The 17,950-nt window shown below is 70.3% G+C and carries 15 protein-coding genes; 3 read left to right on the top strand and 12 right to left on the bottom strand.

Annotated features, from left to right (window positions below; translation table 11 throughout):
* Positions 1-12: 12 nt before the first annotated feature.
* From mobA to CMC5_RS05500, 8 genes are all read right to left on the bottom strand, one after another.
* Positions 13-678, bottom strand: a complete 666-nt coding sequence (gene mobA / locus CMC5_RS05535) for a molybdenum cofactor guanylyltransferase (protein ID WP_082362262.1) — start codon at positions 676-678, stop codon at positions 13-15.
* Entirely contained in the window at positions 675-2,702 is a 2,028-nt protein-coding gene (locus CMC5_RS05530; protein WP_218920230.1) for a molybdopterin biosynthesis protein, read from the bottom strand. Before CMC5_RS05530 ends, mobA begins: the two co-directional genes overlap by 4 nt.
* Positions 2,699-3,922 carry a molybdopterin molybdotransferase MoeA gene (locus tag CMC5_RS05525; RefSeq protein ID WP_050429433.1) on the bottom strand — a complete coding sequence of 408 codons (1,224 nt, stop codon included), beginning with the start codon at positions 3,920-3,922 and terminating at the stop codon, positions 2,699-2,701. The genes CMC5_RS05530 and CMC5_RS05525 overlap by 4 nt, the downstream gene beginning before the upstream one ends.
* Before the next feature lie 62 nt (positions 3,923-3,984).
* A complete protein-coding gene (locus tag CMC5_RS05520) occupies positions 3,985-6,009 on the bottom strand; it encodes a DUF2330 domain-containing protein (RefSeq protein WP_050429432.1) in 2,025 nt (674 codons plus the stop codon).
* Positions 6,010-6,271: 262 nt separating this feature from the next.
* A complete protein-coding gene (locus tag CMC5_RS05515) occupies positions 6,272-7,351 on the bottom strand; it encodes an ABC transporter ATP-binding protein (RefSeq protein WP_050429431.1) in 1,080 nt (359 codons plus the stop codon).
* 25 nt (positions 7,352-7,376) lie between these two features.
* Positions 7,377-8,255 (bottom strand): ABC transporter permease, encoded by an 879-nt coding sequence (locus CMC5_RS05510; protein WP_050429430.1) that lies wholly within the window; start codon positions 8,253-8,255, stop codon positions 7,377-7,379.
* A 7-nt stretch (positions 8,256-8,262) separates the two neighbouring features.
* Entirely contained in the window at positions 8,263-9,354 is a 1,092-nt protein-coding gene (locus CMC5_RS05505; protein WP_050429429.1) for a polyamine ABC transporter substrate-binding protein, read from the bottom strand.
* A 35-nt stretch (positions 9,355-9,389) separates the two neighbouring features.
* Positions 9,390-10,235 carry an ABC transporter permease gene (locus tag CMC5_RS05500; RefSeq protein WP_050429428.1) on the bottom strand — a complete coding sequence of 282 codons (846 nt, stop codon included), beginning with the start codon at positions 10,233-10,235 and terminating at the stop codon, positions 9,390-9,392.
* A gap of 320 nt (positions 10,236-10,555) precedes the next feature.
* Between CMC5_RS05500 and folE the strand changes: the two genes are divergently transcribed.
* On the top strand, positions 10,556-11,131 hold the full coding sequence (gene folE, locus CMC5_RS05495; RefSeq protein WP_063796214.1) for a GTP cyclohydrolase I: 576 nt from the start codon (positions 10,556-10,558) through the stop codon (positions 11,129-11,131).
* A 244-nt stretch (positions 11,132-11,375) separates the two neighbouring features.
* On the top strand, positions 11,376-12,041 hold the full coding sequence (locus CMC5_RS05490) for an LON peptidase substrate-binding domain-containing protein (protein ID WP_050429427.1): 666 nt from the start codon (positions 11,376-11,378) through the stop codon (positions 12,039-12,041).
* 17 nt (positions 12,042-12,058) lie between these two features.
* Here the strand turns inward: CMC5_RS05490 and CMC5_RS05485 are convergent, their stop codons facing one another.
* Positions 12,059-13,267, bottom strand: a complete 1,209-nt coding sequence (locus CMC5_RS05485; protein WP_156338235.1) for a hypothetical protein — start codon at positions 13,265-13,267, stop codon at positions 12,059-12,061.
* Positions 13,268-13,516: 249 nt separating this feature from the next.
* Here CMC5_RS05485 and CMC5_RS05480 point away from each other — a divergent pair, with 249 nt between their 5' ends.
* Positions 13,517-14,701, top strand: a complete 1,185-nt coding sequence (locus CMC5_RS05480) for an AI-2E family transporter (protein WP_245678310.1) — start codon at positions 13,517-13,519, stop codon at positions 14,699-14,701.
* A 114-nt stretch (positions 14,702-14,815) separates the two neighbouring features.
* On the opposite strand, the gene CMC5_RS05475 is transcribed toward CMC5_RS05480, so the two are convergent.
* Genes CMC5_RS05475 through CMC5_RS05465 form a run of 3 tightly spaced genes read right to left on the bottom strand, consistent with a single transcriptional unit; the run spans position 14,816 to position 17,948 of the window.
* Entirely contained in the window at positions 14,816-15,643 is an 828-nt protein-coding gene (locus CMC5_RS05475; protein ID WP_050429424.1) for a carbohydrate ABC transporter permease, read from the bottom strand.
* The gene (locus CMC5_RS05470; RefSeq protein WP_050429423.1) at positions 15,640-16,521 is read right to left on the bottom strand and encodes a carbohydrate ABC transporter permease; all 882 of its coding nucleotides are present in this window, start codon (positions 16,519-16,521) and stop codon (positions 15,640-15,642) included. Before CMC5_RS05470 ends, CMC5_RS05475 begins: the two co-directional genes overlap by 4 nt.
* Entirely contained in the window at positions 16,518-17,948 is a 1,431-nt protein-coding gene (locus CMC5_RS05465; RefSeq protein WP_245678309.1) for an ABC transporter substrate-binding protein, read from the bottom strand. Before CMC5_RS05465 ends, CMC5_RS05470 begins: the two co-directional genes overlap by 4 nt.
* Between the last annotated feature and the right edge of the window lie 2 nt (positions 17,949-17,950).

Here is a 17,950-nt window from a genome sequence, read left to right as displayed (position 1 = left end):
AGCCACAGGCGACTAGGAACTAGCTTGGCTCACGGCATCGACGAGCGCTGCCCTGTACTCCTCGGGCGTGTTCAGATTCCGCAGCGACTGCAACGTCGGATCCGCAGCGACGAGGGCCGCGTCTGCGAGAAGCTCTTCTGGCGCCACGATCCGCGTGCGTACCCGCTCGAACAGAAAGAACGGCCGTCGACGGTCGTCCGCGAGCAGCGCCACAGCCTCCGCACGCACCGAACACGCGTAGATGGCCGCGAGCGGATGGTGATGCCCCTCTGAACGCGGAACGGCGATGTCGACCCCCTCCTGCAACTTCGCCAGGCGCCGCACGAAGGCCGGCGCGAGGAAGGGAGCATCGGTCGCGGACACATAGGCGCGCGCGGCACGTGGAGCGAGCGCCTCCAGACCCGCCGCGATGCCGCGCAACGGCCCTTGCCCCTCCACCCCATCCCGGACGATCAGGACCTCCTCGGCGAGCGCCGGAACCTCCTGCCCCGGCGCCGCGACCACCACGATCGGCCACGCCACCTCCGCGAGCCGCCCCACGACCCGCGACAGCAACGGCTCCCCGCCGAAATCGAGCCACGCCTTGGGACGCCCCATCCGCCGGCTCTGCCCACCGCACAGCACCACCCCTCCCAGTCCGGGGACGCGCCCCTTCCCGTCGGCCGTCATCGCGCTCATGCCAGCAACCCCCTCCCGCGCAGCGCTGCCCGCACCTCCTCGGAGGCGAGCTCGTCGATGAGCGCGCGCACCCCGGGCCGCTCCACCCGTGACGCGGCGACCACCAGATCGAAGCGTTCCTCTCGCACCGGCAGAAAGCCAAGGCCCCGCTCTCGCGCCACGATGTCGATGGCCACGCCGAAGTCCGCTCTCCCCTGCGCCACGGCCGCGCCGATGGCATGGTGCGACGACGCCTCCACCGCGTACCCGGCGGGCCTTGTCCCCTCCAGCAGCAGCTCCACCAGCGCCCGCGTACCGCTCCCGCGGTTGCGGTTGATCATCACCACCCCGGGCGTCTGCGCCGCTGCCCGCACGGCCTCCGCGGCCTCACGCCCCTCGAAGCGCGCGTCCCCTGCCCGGAAGACCACCCCTTGCAGCCGCCCATACCCTGGCACCAGCACCAGCCCACCCTCCAGGAAGGGCGTGTTGTAGCTGTCCGTCCGCGCATCGTAGAGATGCACGCCGGCCGCATCGCACTCTCCCCGCCGCACGGCAGCGAGCCCTCCCTCACTACCCACCGCGATGAGCTTGCTGCTGACCCCTCGCTGCGCGAGCCGCGCGAGCACCACATCCAGCCCCACGCAGTGACTCCCGATGATCACCAGATCCACCCGCCGCGGCCGCACCCCCGCGACCGGAAGGATCTCGACCCGCTCACCGGCCTCCACGCGCTCGACCTCCCGGGGGATCACGAAGTAGCCGTCCGCGTGGCTCCAGGTCGTCACCGACCCTGAACCCTTGCCGATGGGATACGCAATCGCGGCCCCCTCCGCGTCCTCGGTCAGCCGCACCAGCACATACTCCGTCCGCCCGCCGTCCGACCCCAGCGACACCGGCAACCGCGCCCACGTGCGCGCCCCGTCCGCCTCTCCTCCGTGCAGACGAGCCGGGCGCGCGCGGCCTGCGAGAATGCGGAGGACCGGCGCAACAAACTCATGGAAGGTGAAGATCGCCGACGTGGGGAACCCCGGCAGCACCACCACCCCCTTCCGCCCGGACGCCGCGAGGCAGAGCGGCTTGCCTGGCTTCAGCGCCACGCCATGCGCCAGGATCCCGGGAGGCGCCAGCACCTCGGCGAGCACCTGCACATTGAGATCCCCGGGCCCCTTGGACGTCCCTCCCGATAGCAGCACCAGATCGGCAACCGCGAGGGCGTCGAGCAGCGCAGCGCGCACGGCCTCGGGAGCATCGGGGGTGATCCCACACGGCACCGGCTCGCCCCCGGCCTCGCGCACCGCATCCGCGAGGATCACCTGGTTCGAGTCGTAGATCCTCCCGGGCAGAGGCGGCGTCCCGGGGCGGATGATCTCGTCCCCCGTCGAGAGGATCGCCACCCGTGGACGACGCACGACCCCCACCCGGTCCACCCCCATCGCCGCGAGCACCCCCGTCTCTCGTGACGAGAGCACATCGAAGGCCCGCAACACGACCTCCCCTTGCGCGATGTCCGTCCCCGCCCAGGTGATGGCCCGCCCTGGCGTCACCGGCTTCTCCACCAGCACGTGATCGCCGTCCAGCCGGGTGTGCTCCACCATCACCACCGCGTCAGCGCCACGCGGGACCACGCCCCCCGTGGGGATGGCCATCGCCGTCCCCTCCGTCACCTCCCCGACCGGCAACACCCCCATCACCACCGGCTCTGGCAAGCATCGCAAGCGCCTCGGCGCTTGCTCGCTCGCGCCATAAGTGTCCTCGGCCCTCACCGCGAACCCATCCATGTTCGACCGATCGAAGCCGGGCACATCCACCGGACTCGCGATGTCCTCCGCCAGCACCCGACCGAGCGCCCCCGCCAGCGCCACCTCTTCGACCCCCAGCGGCCCGAGCGGCTCCAGCGCCGCCCGGAAACGCCGCTCCGCCTCGTCCCGGTCGACCACGCTCAGGAACTGCTCCTGCTTCATCGTCACCCCAGCACGGCCCCGCTCCGTGATCACGCCAGCGCAGCGCCCCGCGCACTGCCCTTCCCCCCCTCTCGAAACGCTCACTCGTAAAGCAGCACCTCCACCTCGGCCCCCTCGGCGTATCCCTCTTCATCGGCCGGCACGAGCACCACCCCATCGGCTCGCGTCGTCGACGACAGGATCGAAGCCCCGCTGGTCATGATCGGGATCACCCGCTCGGCCTCGATGCGCACCCGCACGTAGTCCATCCGGCCGATCTCCGACACGATCTTGCGCCCGACCACGCAGCGCCGTCGCCGGTGCGGCCACGCCCACGGCAGCCCGCCCATCGCCCGGATCGACGGCCCCGCGAACAGCTCGTACGCGCACAGACACGACACCGGGTTCCCCGGCAACAGGAACACAGGACGCGCTCCCTCCAGAAATCCGAACCCTGCTGGACTCGAAGGGCGCACCGCCACCCCGTGGACCGCGAGCTCCCCCAGCTCGTCCAGCACCATCGGCGCGTGGTCCTCCGGCCCCACCGAGCTGCCTCCGGAAACCAGGATCACCTGCTCCTTCGCCGAGCGCATCGCCTCGCGCACGGCCTCGCGGCGATCCGGCACGTACTCCACGACGACCTCCGCGCCACCATCCCGCCGCACCAGCGCAGCGAGCATCAGGCTGTTCGCGTCGACGATGCACGCCCCCTGCGGCATGCTCCCCGGCGGCAGCAGCTCATCCCCCGTCACCAGCACCCGCACCTCGGGCCGCCGGACCACCCGCACCCTGGCCACCCCCGTCGACGCGAGCACCCCCAGATCCTGCGGCCGGAGCCTCCGCCCTGCCGCCACCACGCGCGCCCCCGCGAGCAGATCCTCCCCCACGGGGGCCACATGCTTGCCGGGAGGCACGGCCTCCCGCGCCCACAGGGTGGTCTCCCCCTCCTGCTCCCCCTCGTCGGCATACTCTGCCATCAGCACCGCATCCGCGCCCTCGGGCACCGGCGCCCCCGTGGTGATCCGCACCGCCTCCTTCGCCCCCAGCGCGCCCGCGAACGGCCGCCCGGGCCGCGCATCTCCCACCACCCGCAGCGCGACCGGAGCAAACCCCGACGCCCCGAAGGTCGCCTCGCCCCGCAGCGCGTACCCGTCCATCGCCGCACGAGCGAAATGAGGCACGCTCACCGCCGCGATCACCTCCTCGGCCGCCACCCGCCCCGAGGCCTCTGCCAGCGCCACCTCCTCCGCATCGAGCTGCCCGACCCGACGCTCCAGCGCGGCGAGCGCCTCCGTCACCGAGATCCGCGCTCGAAAGCCGCGCATGCGCACATCACGGCGCCTCGCTCCCGGACTCTCCACGCCCTGAGCCTAGCGTGGAACCTGCGTCAGGAGGTCCCCCGCTCACGCGCGCCGGGCGCCACGTCCCCCCGCCGCCGGGGCCGCAACAGCCGCCGCAGAGGCGCGATCACCGCCATCATCCCCAGCCCCATCGGCGACAACCGCGGCCCACGCCGCTTCTGCGCGCCTTGCTTCGCCGATGCGATCGAGCACTCCGTGCTGCCCGAACTCGACCCCGAATCGCAGCTCGTGTCGCTGCTCGACCCGCCCTCGGTGGAGCTACACCCATCCGCACTCGTCCCGTCCGACGTGTCGCTCGAACAGCCATCGCTGCTGGTCGAGTCGGTCGAGTCCCCGCTGCATCCGTCGTCCTCCTCGTAGTACCCGTCCGACGAGTCCCCGCTGCACCCGTCGTCTTCCTCGTAGTACCCATCCGACGAATCGCCACTGCACCCGTCGTCGCTCTCCGTCCCCTCGTACCCGTCCGACGAGTCCCCGCTGCACCCGTCGTCTTCCTCGTAGTACCCATCCGACGAATCGCCGCTGCACCCGTCGTCGCTCTCCGTCCCCTCGTAGCCGTCGGAGGTGTCCCCGCTGCACCCCCCGTCGTCGTACGTCGTGTCGGCCGTATCGGCCGTTCCGGAGCAACCGCAGCCCATGTACGTCGGCACGAACGTCTCGTCGTAGAAGATCGTACCCCCTGCGCCCCCCGACGGAACGCCCGTCCCGCCGCCCGAACTCGAGCCCCCCGTGCTGCTGGAGCTGCTCGAGCTACTGCTCACGCCCCCTTCGCAGTCCTCCGTACTCACGCTGTCGGCGGTGAGCACCGGGCTCACCGGAGGACCCGGCGTGAAGTCCAGCGGCTGGTCCACCCCTCGCTGATTCGACGGAATCCGCAGGGTGTAGCGCGTCAGCCTCGCCTCCTGCCCGGCCATCCCCGAGAGCGCCACCGCGAGATCATCCGCCCCCGCCCCGCAGCGCAGCCGCTCGGGATCGATCTCGCCGGGTGCCCCGCTCTCCACGCAGGAGTCCATCCCGTCCACCACCCCCTGCGCGGCCCGGGGACAGCTCCACGACACCCTCGCCGAGGAGCTCAGCGCCACCGCCGCCGCGGCCGTACAGGCGGACGACGACGCATCGCCATCGCCATAGCTCTTCGCCCGCTCGAAGTACGACGTCACCACCCCCTCGATCGACACCGCGCCACCGAGCGACACGTTCCTCGCCAGCGCGTCGTGGCTGGAGCACTCGAGCACCGCGCCTTCCGGGCCCGCCGCCACCAGAGCAGCCATCCGCTCGTCCTCGTAGTCGGACTCCAGCGTCGCGGCGTTCCAGGTGAGTGCCTCCTCGTTCACCGACACCGGCATCGACTCCGGCAGGGCTGCGCGACCTTCCCCGATGAACCACGCCGTCACCAGCACATCACCCGCCGTCGCCTGGGTGAGCGCGAGCGGCAGAACCGGCTCGACGCCGGGCAGCACCACGCGCAGCGTCCGCGTCAGCGCCGCGCCCCCCGGTGCCACGAACCGCGCCGCCACGAACCGCTTTCCTTGCACCCCTCCCAGCGCCGAGGCGGTCCCGGGCGAGAGCGTGAGCCCCCCCTGCGCTGCCCACAACGCGACGGCGCCCGCATCCTCCAGCACCGTGATCTCCGTCGGCGAGAGCGTCTGGGTAGGGTCCTCGTCACACACGACATGCACCGCGTCGGGTGCAGCGGGATCTGCCGGACACGTCCCACGCTCACCCGCCGGAGGAAAGATGCGCGGCGCCGTCGCCACGTCCAGCGCCTCCAGCCATGCATCCGAGCTGAGATCCAGGCTCGAGAGCGACGGCACCGGGATGACCACGCCCACCGGCCCCGCACTGCCATCGAAGCGCATGCTGGTCCACACCGTGGTCCGAGACGGCCCGACCGCGACGGCCACCCGCTGCTCGACCGGGGCCTGCCCAGCACTGGGCAACCAGGCGCCGCTCGCATGAGCGTCCCCGGGAAGCGCGGCGAGGGTCAGCGGTGTGAAGGCGAGGAGTGCGAATCGACGTGGAAGCACGTTGCCCCCATTCGCAAGGGCCATGCCTCCCATCGTACGCCTGTTTCCACGTCGGCGGGCACCTCGCACCGGCGCGCAGCGAACCCACGTTCATGAGGTGCCGGCACCACACACCACACACCCTGCGGGTCACGCCCTTCGCAGCGCTCGCGCCACGGTGACCCGACCCCTCCCCCCCTGGGCATCCCCGACCTCACCCCGCGCCCATCACCAGCGCCGTCATCACCAGCGCTCTCATCACCAGCGCCGTCATCACCAACGCCGCGCGTCAAACACTGCCCCCGCGTCAATCCTCGTGAACGAACACGATGTCGTCGAGGTGCAGGTGACACCACACCCGATCCCCGGCGTGGACGGGGGATCGCCTCGCGCTCTCGTTCGCCACCAGCGCCGTCAAGGTCAGCCCCCCCGCCGTCTTCAGGCGGAGCTGATCGGTCGGCCCCTGGAACAGCTCGTCCTCGATGGTCGCCTCGAACCAGTTCTCCCCTTCTCCCGCCTCCTTCTGGATCCAGATCTTCTCGGGCCGGATGGACACCAGCACGCTGTCCATCCCCTGGGGCACCTCCCCGCTGGTCAGCAGCTCCAGCCCCCCTTCGAGCTGCACCCGCGCCTGGCTCCCCTCACGCGCCACGACCGAGGCGTGGAGGATGTTCGCTTGCCCGATGAAGTTGGCGACGAACGTCGTCTTGGGGCGGTGGTAGATCGCCCCCGCGTCCCCGAGCTGCTCGATCTTGCCCTTGTTGATCACCGCGATCCGGTCGCTCATGGTGAGCGCCTCTTCCTGATCGTGCGTCACGAACACGAAGGTGATCCCGAGCTTCTTCTGGAGCTGCTTCAGCTCCACCTGCATTGCGTGACGCAGCTTCGCGTCGAGCGCCGACAGCGGCTCGTCGAGGAGCAGCACCTTCGGCCTGCAGACGATCGCCCGCGCCAGCGCCACCCGCTGACGCTGACCCCCCGAGAGCTGCGTCGGCTTGCGCGCCTCCATCCCCTCCAGCGAGACCATCGAGATGGCGGACCGCACCCGCTCGTCCATCTCCGAGCGCGCCACCTTCTTCATCTTCAGACCGAAGGAGATGTTCTCCTTCACGGTCATGTGCGGGAACAAGGCGTAGCTCTGGAACACCTGGTTCACGTCGCGCCGGTAGGGAGGCTCGTGCGTCACGTCCTTCCCTTCCAGCAGCACCGTGCCTTCCGTCGGCGTCTCGAACCCCGAGATCATCCGCAGGAGGGTGGTCTTCCCGCACCCCGACGGCCCGAGCAGGGTGATGAACTCACCGGCGCGGATCGTCAGGTCCACCTCGTTCACCGCGGTCGTGCCCGCGAATCGCTTGGTCACCCGCTTGAGCTCGACCATCACGTCCATCCGACTCGACTCCCGGCGACCGCCCTCACGCGGCGTCACTCTTGCGCATGCTGAGCGCGAAGCAGGCTGCGAAGAGCAGCAGCATGGTCATCCCCAGAGCTGCCCCGAAGGGCCAGTCGCGCGCCTGACCGAACTGGTTCTGGATCACGTTGCCGATCATGGGCACCCGACCGCCGCCCATCAGATCGGTGATGGCGAACATCCCGATGGCCGGGATGAACACCAGCAGCACGCCCGCGAAGATCCCCGGCCGCGTCAGCGGCACGATGACGTGGGAGAAGGCCGACACCGGCCCTGCCCCCAGGTCGAACGCCGCCTCGATCAGCGCGTTGTCCAGCTTCTCGACGCTCCCGTAGATCGGCAGGATCATGAACGGCAGGTACGAGTACACCAGGCCGATGATCACGGCGGTCGGCGTGTACAGGATGTCCAGCGGCGCCGCGATCATCCTGGTGTAGAGGAGCATCGCGTTGAGCGGCCCCTCCTCCTTCAGGATCGACATCCAGGCATAGGTCCGGATGAGGAAGCTGGTCCAGAAGGGGATCATCACCAGCATCAGGAGCTTGTTCCGGATCCCCTCCCGCGCGCGGCCGATGTGGTACGCCACCGGATAGCCCACCATCAGACAGATGACCGTGGTGATGGCGGCGTACTTGATCGAGGTGGTGAAGATCTTGAGGTACGTCGTGTCGAAGACGCGCGCGTAGTTCGACAGCGAGAACTCGAAGACCACCTGCCCCAGCTCGTCGCGCTGACAGAAGCTGTAGACGAGCATGATCGCGGTCGGCGCGATCACGAACGCCCCCAGCCAGAGCATGAGCGGAGCGAAGAGCAGCCACCCGCGAAGCCCTGGCCTGCGATGCGCGCCCTGGATCTCGGGAAGCTGCCCGGCGGTCGGTGTCATCGACGGCTCAGTTCGAGGCGGCCTTCAGGTCGGTGACCATCTTGTCGAGGTCCGACGCGGCCTTGCCGATGTCGCGGAAGGTCTGCTTGGTCTTGATGTCCGGGTAGCTCGCGGGGTTCTTCAGCTCCGCCTCCGAGAGCAGCTTCCGCGCTTCCCCGTTCGGGTTCGTGTAGGGGAACTTCTCGCTGATCAGCTTGCTGACCTCGGGACGCAGCGTGTAGTCGATGAACAGGTGCGCCCCGGCCAGGTTCGGCGCGCCCTTGGGGATCGCCAGGTTGTCGATGTACTGACGCGCGCCCTCCTCGGGGACCACGAACTGGAACTTCTTGTCGGTGTTCACGAGGATCGCGCCCTCGCCGCTCCACATCACACCGAGATCGACGTCGCCGTTCAGCATCGCCGTCTTCGGGCTGTCGGAGTCGAACACCTTCACGAGCTTCACCCACTTCTCGAGGATGGGGCGCACCTTGGCCAGGTTCTCCGGGGTGATCTGGTTGACGTCGATCCCCTCCTGCATCAGCGCCCACGCCACCATCTCGCGGTTGTCGTTCAGCGCGACGATCCGGCCCTTGTACTTGTCCTGGAACACGTCCTTGAAGCCCTTGATCGGGTCCTTCACCTTGTCGGTGTTCACCACGATGCCGACGAACCCGACCATCCAGGGGACGCTGTACTTCAGCCCCGGATCGTGGGGCATGTCCCTGACATCGGCGACGATGTTCTTCAGGTTGGGCACCTTGGCGTGGTCGAGCGGCTCGAGCTTGCCCTGCTTCACCAGCGCCTCGATCACGTACTCCGAAGGCTGGATGAGATCGTACTTCGTCCCGCCGGCGAGAAGCTTGGAGAGCATCTCCTCGTTGGACCCGTAGGTCTCGTAGTTGACCTTGATCCCGGTCTCCTTCGTGAAGCCGGCGATCACCTCGTCCGGGATGTACTCGGACCATGCGAACAGGTTCAGCTCCTTCAGCGCGGGCGCCGCGGCTTGCGCGCTCCCGCTGCCGGCGGGAGCCGCCTGCTGGTTCTTCTTCTCACCACACCCGAAGAGGAGCGTGACGGCGGCAATCGCCAGGAGATACAGCCAACCTCCGATGCGCTTCATGTTCCTATCGGTCTCCTTCGTTGCGCGTAAGGCGCCTAGCTCGACTCCGGGGAGCGCCGCGCCGTCCCCTTGAGCCATTCCGCGCAGATCACCAGCATCGCGGTCACCATGATGAACACCGTGGAGATGGTGTTGAGGATGGGGTTCAGCCCAACCTTGGCCATGCCGAACACCTTGATCGGCAAGGTCTCCGACTTCGGTCCACGGGTAAAATAAGTCACGATCAGCTCGTCCATCGACAGCGTGAACGACATCAACGCCCCCGAGATGATCGCTGGCAGAAGGTAAGGCACCATCACGTGGTAGAACGCCTTCAGCGGCGTCGCCCCGAGATCCATCGCCGCCTCTTCGAGCGACGGGTCCAGCCCGGCGAGGCGCGCCTGCACCGCCACGAGGACGAACGGGAAGCAGAACGTCACGTGCGAGATGATCACCGTGACGAACCCCAGCTCCAGCTCCACCGTCTTGAAGAAGATGAGCAGGCTGATGCCCATGATGATCTCGGGGATGATCATCGGGATGAAGATCAGCGTGGAGATCGTCCGCAGGGCCGGAAAGCGGTAGCGGTGGAGCAACCACCCCCCCGCCGTTCCCAGCACCACCGCCAGCATCGTGGTGACGCTGGCGATGATCAGGCTGTTGCCCATCGACTCGATGAGCGGCGAGCGCCGCTCGTCGGCGAGGTGGGCCACGAGCTGTCCCCAGAGGTCCTGGTACCAACGGAACGTGAACCCTTCCCACACGATCGCCAGCCGGGAAGCGTTGAACGAGTAGGCGATGAGCAGGACGATGGGCAGGTAGAGAAACAGGAAGACCAGGCCAGTCCAGCCGCCGAGCAGCAGGTTCACCAGCCTCATGCCCGAGGGCGTCCGGAGTCTCATCGTCGCATCGGACCCGCCAGAGCGGCAGGGGCGGCGAGCTTAGCCCCCACGCAACAGCCAACGCAACCACGCTCGGCGCCACGCGCGCCTTGTTTCGAGCGCGGGCCGCACCTCGGCACCACCGCGGGCTCCAGCCTCGCCACACCTCTGCGACACCGCTCTCCGGTCGCCGCGCCGCGTCTCCGGTCGCTCCTGACACCGCCTCGGATCTTGACGCCCTCCTCCCCTCCGCCTAACCGCGGACACCGCCGCTGCCCTCCTGACCCAGCACGCGGCCCTCGAGATCCCGTGAGGCAGACCGACCGCCGGAGGCTCCGACCATGCGCAAGGTGATCGATCGCAAGGCCGCCGCGCGCGCCGTGGAGGACTTCCTCCGTGCGCTCGGCCACGAGATCGAGGGAGACCTCGTCGGCACCGGGGAGCGCGTGGCCGACGCCTTCGCCGACGACCTCCTGCAAGGGGACGCCCTCGACCCGGCCGCCCTCCTCCGCGACGGCGCCATCGCCGCCGGGGCCCACGAGCGCGGCCTGGTGATCCTGCGCGACCTGCACATCACCACGATGTGCCCTCATCACCTCCTCCCGGGTCACGGCACCGGCATCGTCGCGTACCTCCCCGGCGACCGCGTGGCCGGCATCGGCGCCATCGCCCGCGTCGTCGACGCCCTCTCCCGCCGCCTGACCCTCCAGGAGCGCATCGGAGGACAGCTCGTGGACCTCCTCGTCGATGAGCTCGGAGCCCGCGGCGCCCTCTGCAAGCTGTCGCTCACGCACACCTGCCTCATCGCGCGCGGCGAGCGCAAGGCGGGCACCATCGTGGAGACCCTGGCCGCAGCCGGCCTCCTCGCGCGCCCCTCGCCCGAGCGCGAGCTGGCCATCGCCGCCCTCCTCCGCTAGCGCCCCCTCGACGCGCACCAGCCGATCAGCGACGCGCACGAGCACGTCAGCGACGCCTGCCAGCGCGGACGCCTCGGACACGCGTCCCTCGTACCTCCTCCCCATCGGGCCCGCCCCCCGCACCGTGCGTTCTCCTCGGCACCGCGCGTCTCCCACCGGCACGGCGCCAGGATGCCCCCGGACAGAGGCGCCGACGTCTGTGCATGGCGGGCGCCCTCCCGTCCCGGTGTGCTAGCCTCCGGCCGTGACCACGCCGGCCACGCCTCCCACGGATCTCGCTGCGGCCCTGTCCCGGTTGCCGCTCTTCCCGCTTCCCCAGGTCGTGCTCTTCCCGGGGGCGCTCCTGCCGCTGCACGTCTTCGAGCCGCGCTACAAAACGCTGGTCCGTGACGCGCTCGCCACCCACCGCTGCCTCTCGGTCGTGCTCATCGCCGACCCGAACCGCGTCGACGAGCACGGGCACCCCGCCATCCACCACGTCGCCGGGGTCGGAGAGATCATCGAGCACGTCGAACTCCCCGGAGGCCGCTACAACATCCTCGTTCGCGGACGGGCACGGGTGCGCCTCGCCGAGCAGCCCTTCATTCCCCCCTACCGCACCGCGCAGGCCACTCTCCTCGAGGACCGAGGCGGCGCGATCGACCCCACCGCCCAGGCCGCCCTGCTCTCGACCGCCTCCGCGTACGCCGCCATGGTGCGGGACCAGGACCAGTCGTTCGATCTACGCCTCCCCCCCGACGCGAGCCTCGGCCTCTCTGCCGACCTCTGCGCCCACTACCTGCTGCTCGACCCCAGCGAGCGTCAGACCGCCCTCGAGACCCTCGAGGTCGACGCCCGCGTCCAGCAGGTGACGGACGCCCTCGCCTTGCAGCGGCTCAGCCTCGCGCAGGCCAGCCGCGCGCTCAACTGACGCGCCCCCTCACCACCTCATGCCCCCTGCTTGCGGCGAGCGCCCACCCGGCGCGCGCGCACCGCAGCATGCTTCAACCAGCCACCCCGCTCGAGGGCCACGGACGCCGCGGCCGGCGCACAGAGGAGCGCCACCGTCTGATCGCCGGTGTCCAGGCTCCACAGCGGCACGTCCCCCGCCACGAGCTGCGCCGCGCGGTAGAGCAGATCCAGATCGATCCAGTCATCCGGCTCCTCGGCGGGTGAGAGAAGCTCATGGCGCTCGGGGGTACGAAACACGAGCCGCCAGCCGCTCCCCTCGACGAACCCATCCTCCTCGATCTCAACTGGACGCCCGAGCGTCCGGGCGATCACACGCAAGGTCTCCCCGTGCTCCTGGTGCGGCGCGAAGCCGGTCTCCGCGTCGAAGCACACCAGCCAGCCTCGCCGCGCGAACGGGAACCAGGGCGCACGCAGGGCGAGATCGTCCTCGGACACGCGCTCACGCGGAGGCGTCGGGAACCCGGCCTCGACGAGGGCGGCTTCCAGCGCACGGCCCACCGCATCCTGCTCGCGGGCGGAGATCGTCGCCTCGCGGGAGCCCTCCCAGTCCCCCTCCGAGAACGCAGCCCGCAGGGCGTCGAGGGTCTCGCCGAGGGCGGGCTCGACCCCCTGAGCGACGAAGGCCGTGAACTCGACGACGAGGGCACGCCCGACCTCGCATGCTCGCGGATCACGCGCATGGAGCGCCTTCAGCAGCCCCGCCGATTCCACGAGGTTCCTCACGTACGCCTTCGTCAGCGGCTCGCTCGACCCTGCGAAGCGGCGCATCCGCGCCATGTCCTCCAGCAGCGCGCGAGGCTCGGCGTACGCGCTCGCGGTCATCGCGTCTCCGTAGAACCGCCCCACGTGGGCCGCCGCGCCCACCATCGCGCTCCCCTCCGCCCACCGCTCGGCGCACGAGAGCAGCGCCAGGCGCGCGGCGTGCGGCAGCGTTCGGATGACGTCATGCACCGCGATCGCCCAGGCGTGGTCGACCTTCCCCTGACGACAGCGCAGCGCGATGTCGACCATGTCCGTCGCGACCGCCTCGACGTCGGCCGCGAGCGCCGCTCCGGCCGCCGCCTCGCCCGAAGCGGCGGCGCTCACGAGGCCAGCTTCGACCAAACCCAGGAGCAGATGCTTCCCTGCCTGGAGCACCTCGACCGCCAGCGCGCCATCCGTCGTCGTCCCCAGCGCTGCGCGCATCTCCTCGTACGACCTCACGGAAGCCGAGACCCGCGGTGACGACAGATGCTCAGGGCTCAGGGGAGCAAACATCGCCCCTCCTGTACCTCAGCTCCGCGCCCCGAGCACCGGAGGGGTCCGCATCGCCATCGCTGCACAGCCGATGACCCGAGCGGCTCGGCGCCCTGCTGGGGGAGAGCCGCGCGCGGCGGCGACCTCTCGCCCTGGATCACGACCCCTCCACCGTTGACGCGCCCACCTTCCCGACCGATGGCCATCTCACCTATGGACCGGGAACGCTGGCTTGCCGTCATTTTCCGAACGGGCCTGGTCGTCTTCTTCATCTGGATGACCGAGGGGATCCTCATCCCCATCGTCCTCGGCGCCCTCTTCGCGCTGCTCCTCTCGCGGCTGCTCCCGCACGTCGAGCGGCGCCTCGGCCGCGCCAAGGGGTTCGCGCCCCTCGCCGTCACCGTCTCCTCGCTGGTCCTCATCGTCATCCCGTTCGTCTTCATCTCCGTCGAGGTGGTGCGGTCCGTCAGCGAGTTCCTCACACGCGACTGGACGGCGACCTTCAACCGCCTCCAGACCTTCGTCACGAGCGGCATCGACATCTGGGGCCACCGCGTCCACATCGGCGGCCCGCAGATCCAGTCCGTGCTCTCGGACGTCGGACAGCGCACCGCCACGTTCCTCGCGGGCCTCATCGCCGGCCTCGCCACCAGCGTCCCCAACTTCATCGTCAACCTGTTCCTCTTCCTCGTCGCGCTCTACTACTTCCTGCGCGACGGCGACGAGCTGCAGCGCTGGATGCTCCGCGTCTCGCCCTTCTCCGGCCCCCAGACCGGCGAGCTGTTCGCCTCGGTCCGCGAGACCGTCAACGGCGCCATCCTCGGCCTCATCGCCACCGCCCTCGTGCAAGGCGGCCTGACCCTGGCTGCGCTCTACATCTTCAGCGTCCCCAACGCCTTCCTCCTCGGCGTCGCGGCCACGCTCATGTCCTTCCTCCCCATCATCGGCACCACGCCCGTCACCGTGGGGTCGGCCATCTACCTCTTCGTCGTCGGCCGCTACGGCGCTGGCGTCGGCATGATGGTCGCAGCAGCCATCGTCGGCCTCTCCGACAACATCGTCCGCCCCTGGGCCCAGAGCTCCCAGGGCAGCATGCACCCCCTGCTCGCCCTGCTCGGCATCTTCGGCGGCATCGAGCTCTTCGGCGCCGCGGGCATCTTCATCGGCCCCATCGTCGCTGCCATGGCCGTGTGGGCCGTCGACACCTACGTCCGCATGTACCCGCGGCACGACCCGGTGAAGAACCCCGCCGCACGTCCCCCTGCCCCCGTGGACGCCCCGCCTCCCGTGGGCGGCGTGGTGCCGGTCAGCCCCCCGGCGCCGAGCAGCGTCCCGCCCTCAGGCAGTGCCCCGCCTCCGCCTGACTCCACCCCCCCGCGCTGAGGGTTCGCCGGCCACACCACGGCAGCACCTCTCTCCCCCGCGCCGCGTCGCGCCTCCAGCACCTCGACCCCTGCACCGCTCCTCGCTTCGGGCGACGTCACCCGACCTCGACCCTCACACCCGCGCCGTCACCGCCCGCAGCAGGTGACGCTGCGCCACCGCGAACAGCGCCAGCACCGGCAGGCTCAGGATCACGTTCCCGGCCATCACCACGTGCCACCGCACCCCCGTCCCCTGCTCCCGCAGCAACGCGACGGCCAGCGGCAGCGTCCGCACCGCGTCGTCGGTCGTCATCACCAGCGGCCAGAAGTAGTCGTTGTAGTGGAACACGAAGCTGAACAGGAACAGCGCCGCCAGCGTCGGCCGCAGCATCGGCCCCAGGATCCCGTAGATGATCCGCAGCTCCCCCGCCCCGTCCATCCGCGCCGCCTCGATGATCTCGTCCGGCACCGACAAGAGCGCCTGCCGCACCAGGAACGTCCCCAGCGCGCTCACCCCGAACGGCAGGATCAGCGCCGCGAACGTGTTCACCAGCCCCGCCGCGCCCAGCAGCGTGAACACCGGCACGAACGTCACCTGCGCCGGGATGAGCAAGCACGCCAGCACCAGCCCGAACGCCACCCCGCGCCCCGCGAACCGGAGCTTCGCCAGCGCGTAGCCCGCCGGCAGCGCCAGCGCGATCTGAAGCCCTGCGATCGCCACCGCCATCACCACCGAGTTCAGGAGGTAGCGCCCCACCGGCACCACCTCCAGCACCTCCCGGTATGCCCCGAGCTGGACCGCTTGCGGCAACGGATACGCCGGCGCCCGCATGATCTCCGGCAGCGTCTTCAGCGACGTCACCGTCATCCACGCGTACGGCCCGAGCCACAGCAGCGCCACCGCCACCAGCACCCCCGACCGCACGACATGCGCCGCCCCTGCGCCTCGCTCCCCGATCATCGCGCCCTCCGCCCCGCCTGCGGCGACGCCCCCCGCATCACCCGCAACTGAATCCCCGTCAGCCCCAGCAGCAGCACGAAGAACACGATGCACAGCGCGCTCGCGCGCCCCACCCGCAGGTTCATGAAGATGTGCTCGTAGATCGCGTAGACGAAGATCGTCGTCGAGCGCACCGGCCCTCCCTGCGTCATCACCCGCACCACGTCGAACGCCTGGAACGACAGGATCAAGCTCGTCGTCCCCACGAACGCCGCCGAGGGCCGGAGCAGCGGCCACGTCACGTACCGGAACCGCCGCCACGGCCCCGCGCCATCGAGCGCCGCCGCCTCGTACAGACCGCGCGGGATGTCCTGCAGCCCCGCCAGGAAGATCACCATCGCGTAGCCCGTGATCTTCCAGACGCTCACCCCGGCCAGCGCCCACAGCGCCGTCGCCGGATCCCCGAGCCACGCCCGCCCTTCGAGCCCCACCGCCCGCAGCCCTGCCGACAGCAGCCCGTCCGGATCCAGGATCAACATCCACAGCAGCGCCACCGCCACCCACGACACCACGTACGCGCTGAACACCGCCCCGCGCACGAACGCGTAGACCCGCCCGGGCCGATCCAGCGCCACCGCCAGCCCCAGCCCCAGCGCCCCCGACAGGCTCACCACCACCGCGCTGTAGCCCAGCGTCCGCGAGAACGTCCCCCACAGCTCCCCGCTCGCGACGAGCGCCCGGTAGTTCTCGAACCCCACCCACACCGGCGGCGTCAGCAGATCCCAGGTGTACAAGCTGTCCTTCGCCGCCATCCCCAGCGGCAACAGAAAGAACACCCCCAGGAACACCGCCGTCGGCAGCAAGAGCAGGTACGGCACCCACGGATGACGCGGCCTCATGGCCTCTCCGCCGCGCGCCGCGCTTCTGCGAGCGCCTCCCCGGCGTCCCGCGGCATCAGCACCGCCTCTTCGAGCCGCGGCTGCACCGCCTCCCGCTGCACCCGGAACAGCTCCTTCGACCAGGGCCATGCCGAAGCGTCCGCGAGCTGATCCACCGCCACCCGATCGTTCGGGTGCGCCGCATAGAACCCCTCACGCTCCAGCAGCCCGAGCCCCGCCCGCGACACCGGCAAGTACCCCGTCCGCGTCGCCCACTCGTTCGCCTGCGCCGGCTCCATCATCCACCCCAGGAACGCCGCCGCGGCCTCCTGCGCCTCGGGCGCCGCTCCCTTCGGCATCACGAAGAACGTCCCGCCCGTCGGCACCGACGCCCGCACCCCGCGCGGCAGCGGCGCCGCCCCCACCTCGAAGCGCCCGGCACCTGCCTGGCTCGCGTTCTCTTCGAGGTAGCGAAGGAACGCCGTCGACGTCCAGATCATCGCCAGCTTCCCGGCCAGAAAGTCCGTGTTCGTCGCCTGCCACGCGTTGTAGTCGCGCCCTGGCGGCGGCTTCATCGTCCGGTCCTCGTGCACCAGCGTCTGCCAGAGCCGCAGCGCCGCGACCCCGGCCTCACCCCCGAGCGACACCACCCCGTTCGGCTCCACCACGTTCCCCCCCGCCTGCCCCACCAGCGCCGCCCAGAACCACCAGTCCACCGGACAGCCGAACCCCCAGCGCACCGTCTCGCTCCCCCGCCGCACCACGAGCGCCTTCGCCGTCTCCCGCAGCCCCTCCCACGTCGTCGGCGGCGCAAGGCCCAGCGACTGAAACACCCCGCGGTTGTAGTACGCGATCGGCGTCGACCGGTTGAACGGCAAGCTCACCAGCGGCCGCTCCCCGCCCCCGAGGAACGTTCCCTCTTGCGCCAGCGCCGGCACCAGATCCTGCGCCGCCGCAGGCAGCCACCGCGACACCGGCTCCAGCACCCCTGCCTCGGCCAGGTACGGCACCACCTCGCCCACCACGTGCGTCACCGCCGGTGCCGCCCGCGCCGCGATCGCCGTCCGCAGCTTCGCCAGACACTCGAAGTAGTCCCCCTGGTAGACCGGCTCGATCCGGTAGCGCCCCTGGCTCGCGTGAAACTTCTCCACGAGCGACAGCAGCACCTCCCGGTTCTTCCCCCCGTACGCAAACCACAGCGACCCGACGACCCGCCCATCGCTCGACCGCCGCGCGCACCCCGTCCCTGTCCCCGACAGCGACAGCGCGATCCCGCCGGCGATCGCTCGCAGCACGTCACGCCGCGCCCAGGGCCATCTCACCCCACCCGCGCTGCCCACGCTGCTGCTGCCCACGACGCCGCTGCTGCCCACGCCGCTGTGCCCCACGCCGCTGCGCCCCACGCCGCTGCTGCCCACGCCGCTGTGCCTCACGCCGCTGCGCCCCACGC

Source organism: Chondromyces crocatus, from assembly GCF_001189295.1.
GTDB classification, from domain to species: domain Bacteria; phylum Myxococcota_A; class Polyangia; order Polyangiales; family Polyangiaceae; genus Chondromyces; species Chondromyces crocatus.
The sequence above is the reverse complement of the archived record's forward strand: the minus strand, read 5'-3'. Positions and strand labels throughout refer to the sequence as shown.

What these genes read in the sequence shown, in the direction of transcription:
- mobA (WP_082362262.1), bottom strand. Translation starts at nt 678, where the DNA reads ATGAGCGCGATGACGGCCGACGGGAAGGGGCGCGTCCCCGGACTGGGA.
- CMC5_RS05525 (WP_050429433.1), bottom strand. Translation starts at nt 3,922, where the DNA reads ATGCGCGGCTTTCGAGCGCGGATCTCGGTGACGGAGGCGCTCGCCGCG.
- CMC5_RS05520 (WP_050429432.1), bottom strand. Translation starts at nt 6,009, where the DNA reads ATGGCCCTTGCGAATGGGGGCAACGTGCTTCCACGTCGATTCGCACTC.
- CMC5_RS05515 (WP_050429431.1), bottom strand. Translation starts at nt 7,351, where the DNA reads ATGGACGTGATGGTCGAGCTCAAGCGGGTGACCAAGCGATTCGCGGGC.
- CMC5_RS05510 (WP_050429430.1), bottom strand. Translation starts at nt 8,255, where the DNA reads ATGACACCGACCGCCGGGCAGCTTCCCGAGATCCAGGGCGCGCATCGC.
- CMC5_RS05505 (WP_050429429.1), bottom strand. Translation starts at nt 9,354, where the DNA reads ATGAAGCGCATCGGAGGTTGGCTGTATCTCCTGGCGATTGCCGCCGTC.
- CMC5_RS05500 (WP_050429428.1), bottom strand. Translation starts at nt 10,235, where the DNA reads ATGAGACTCCGGACGCCCTCGGGCATGAGGCTGGTGAACCTGCTGCTC.
- folE (WP_063796214.1), top strand. Translation starts at nt 10,556, where the DNA reads ATGCGCAAGGTGATCGATCGCAAGGCCGCCGCGCGCGCCGTGGAGGAC.
- CMC5_RS05485 (WP_156338235.1), bottom strand. Translation starts at nt 13,267, where the DNA reads ATGCGCGCAGCGCTGGGGACGACGACGGATGGCGCGCTGGCGGTCGAG.
- CMC5_RS05480 (WP_245678310.1), top strand. Translation starts at nt 13,517, where the DNA reads ATGGCCATCTCACCTATGGACCGGGAACGCTGGCTTGCCGTCATTTTC.
- CMC5_RS05475 (WP_050429424.1), bottom strand. Translation starts at nt 15,643, where the DNA reads ATGATCGGGGAGCGAGGCGCAGGGGCGGCGCATGTCGTGCGGTCGGGG.
- CMC5_RS05470 (WP_050429423.1), bottom strand. Translation starts at nt 16,521, where the DNA reads ATGAGGCCGCGTCATCCGTGGGTGCCGTACCTGCTCTTGCTGCCGACG.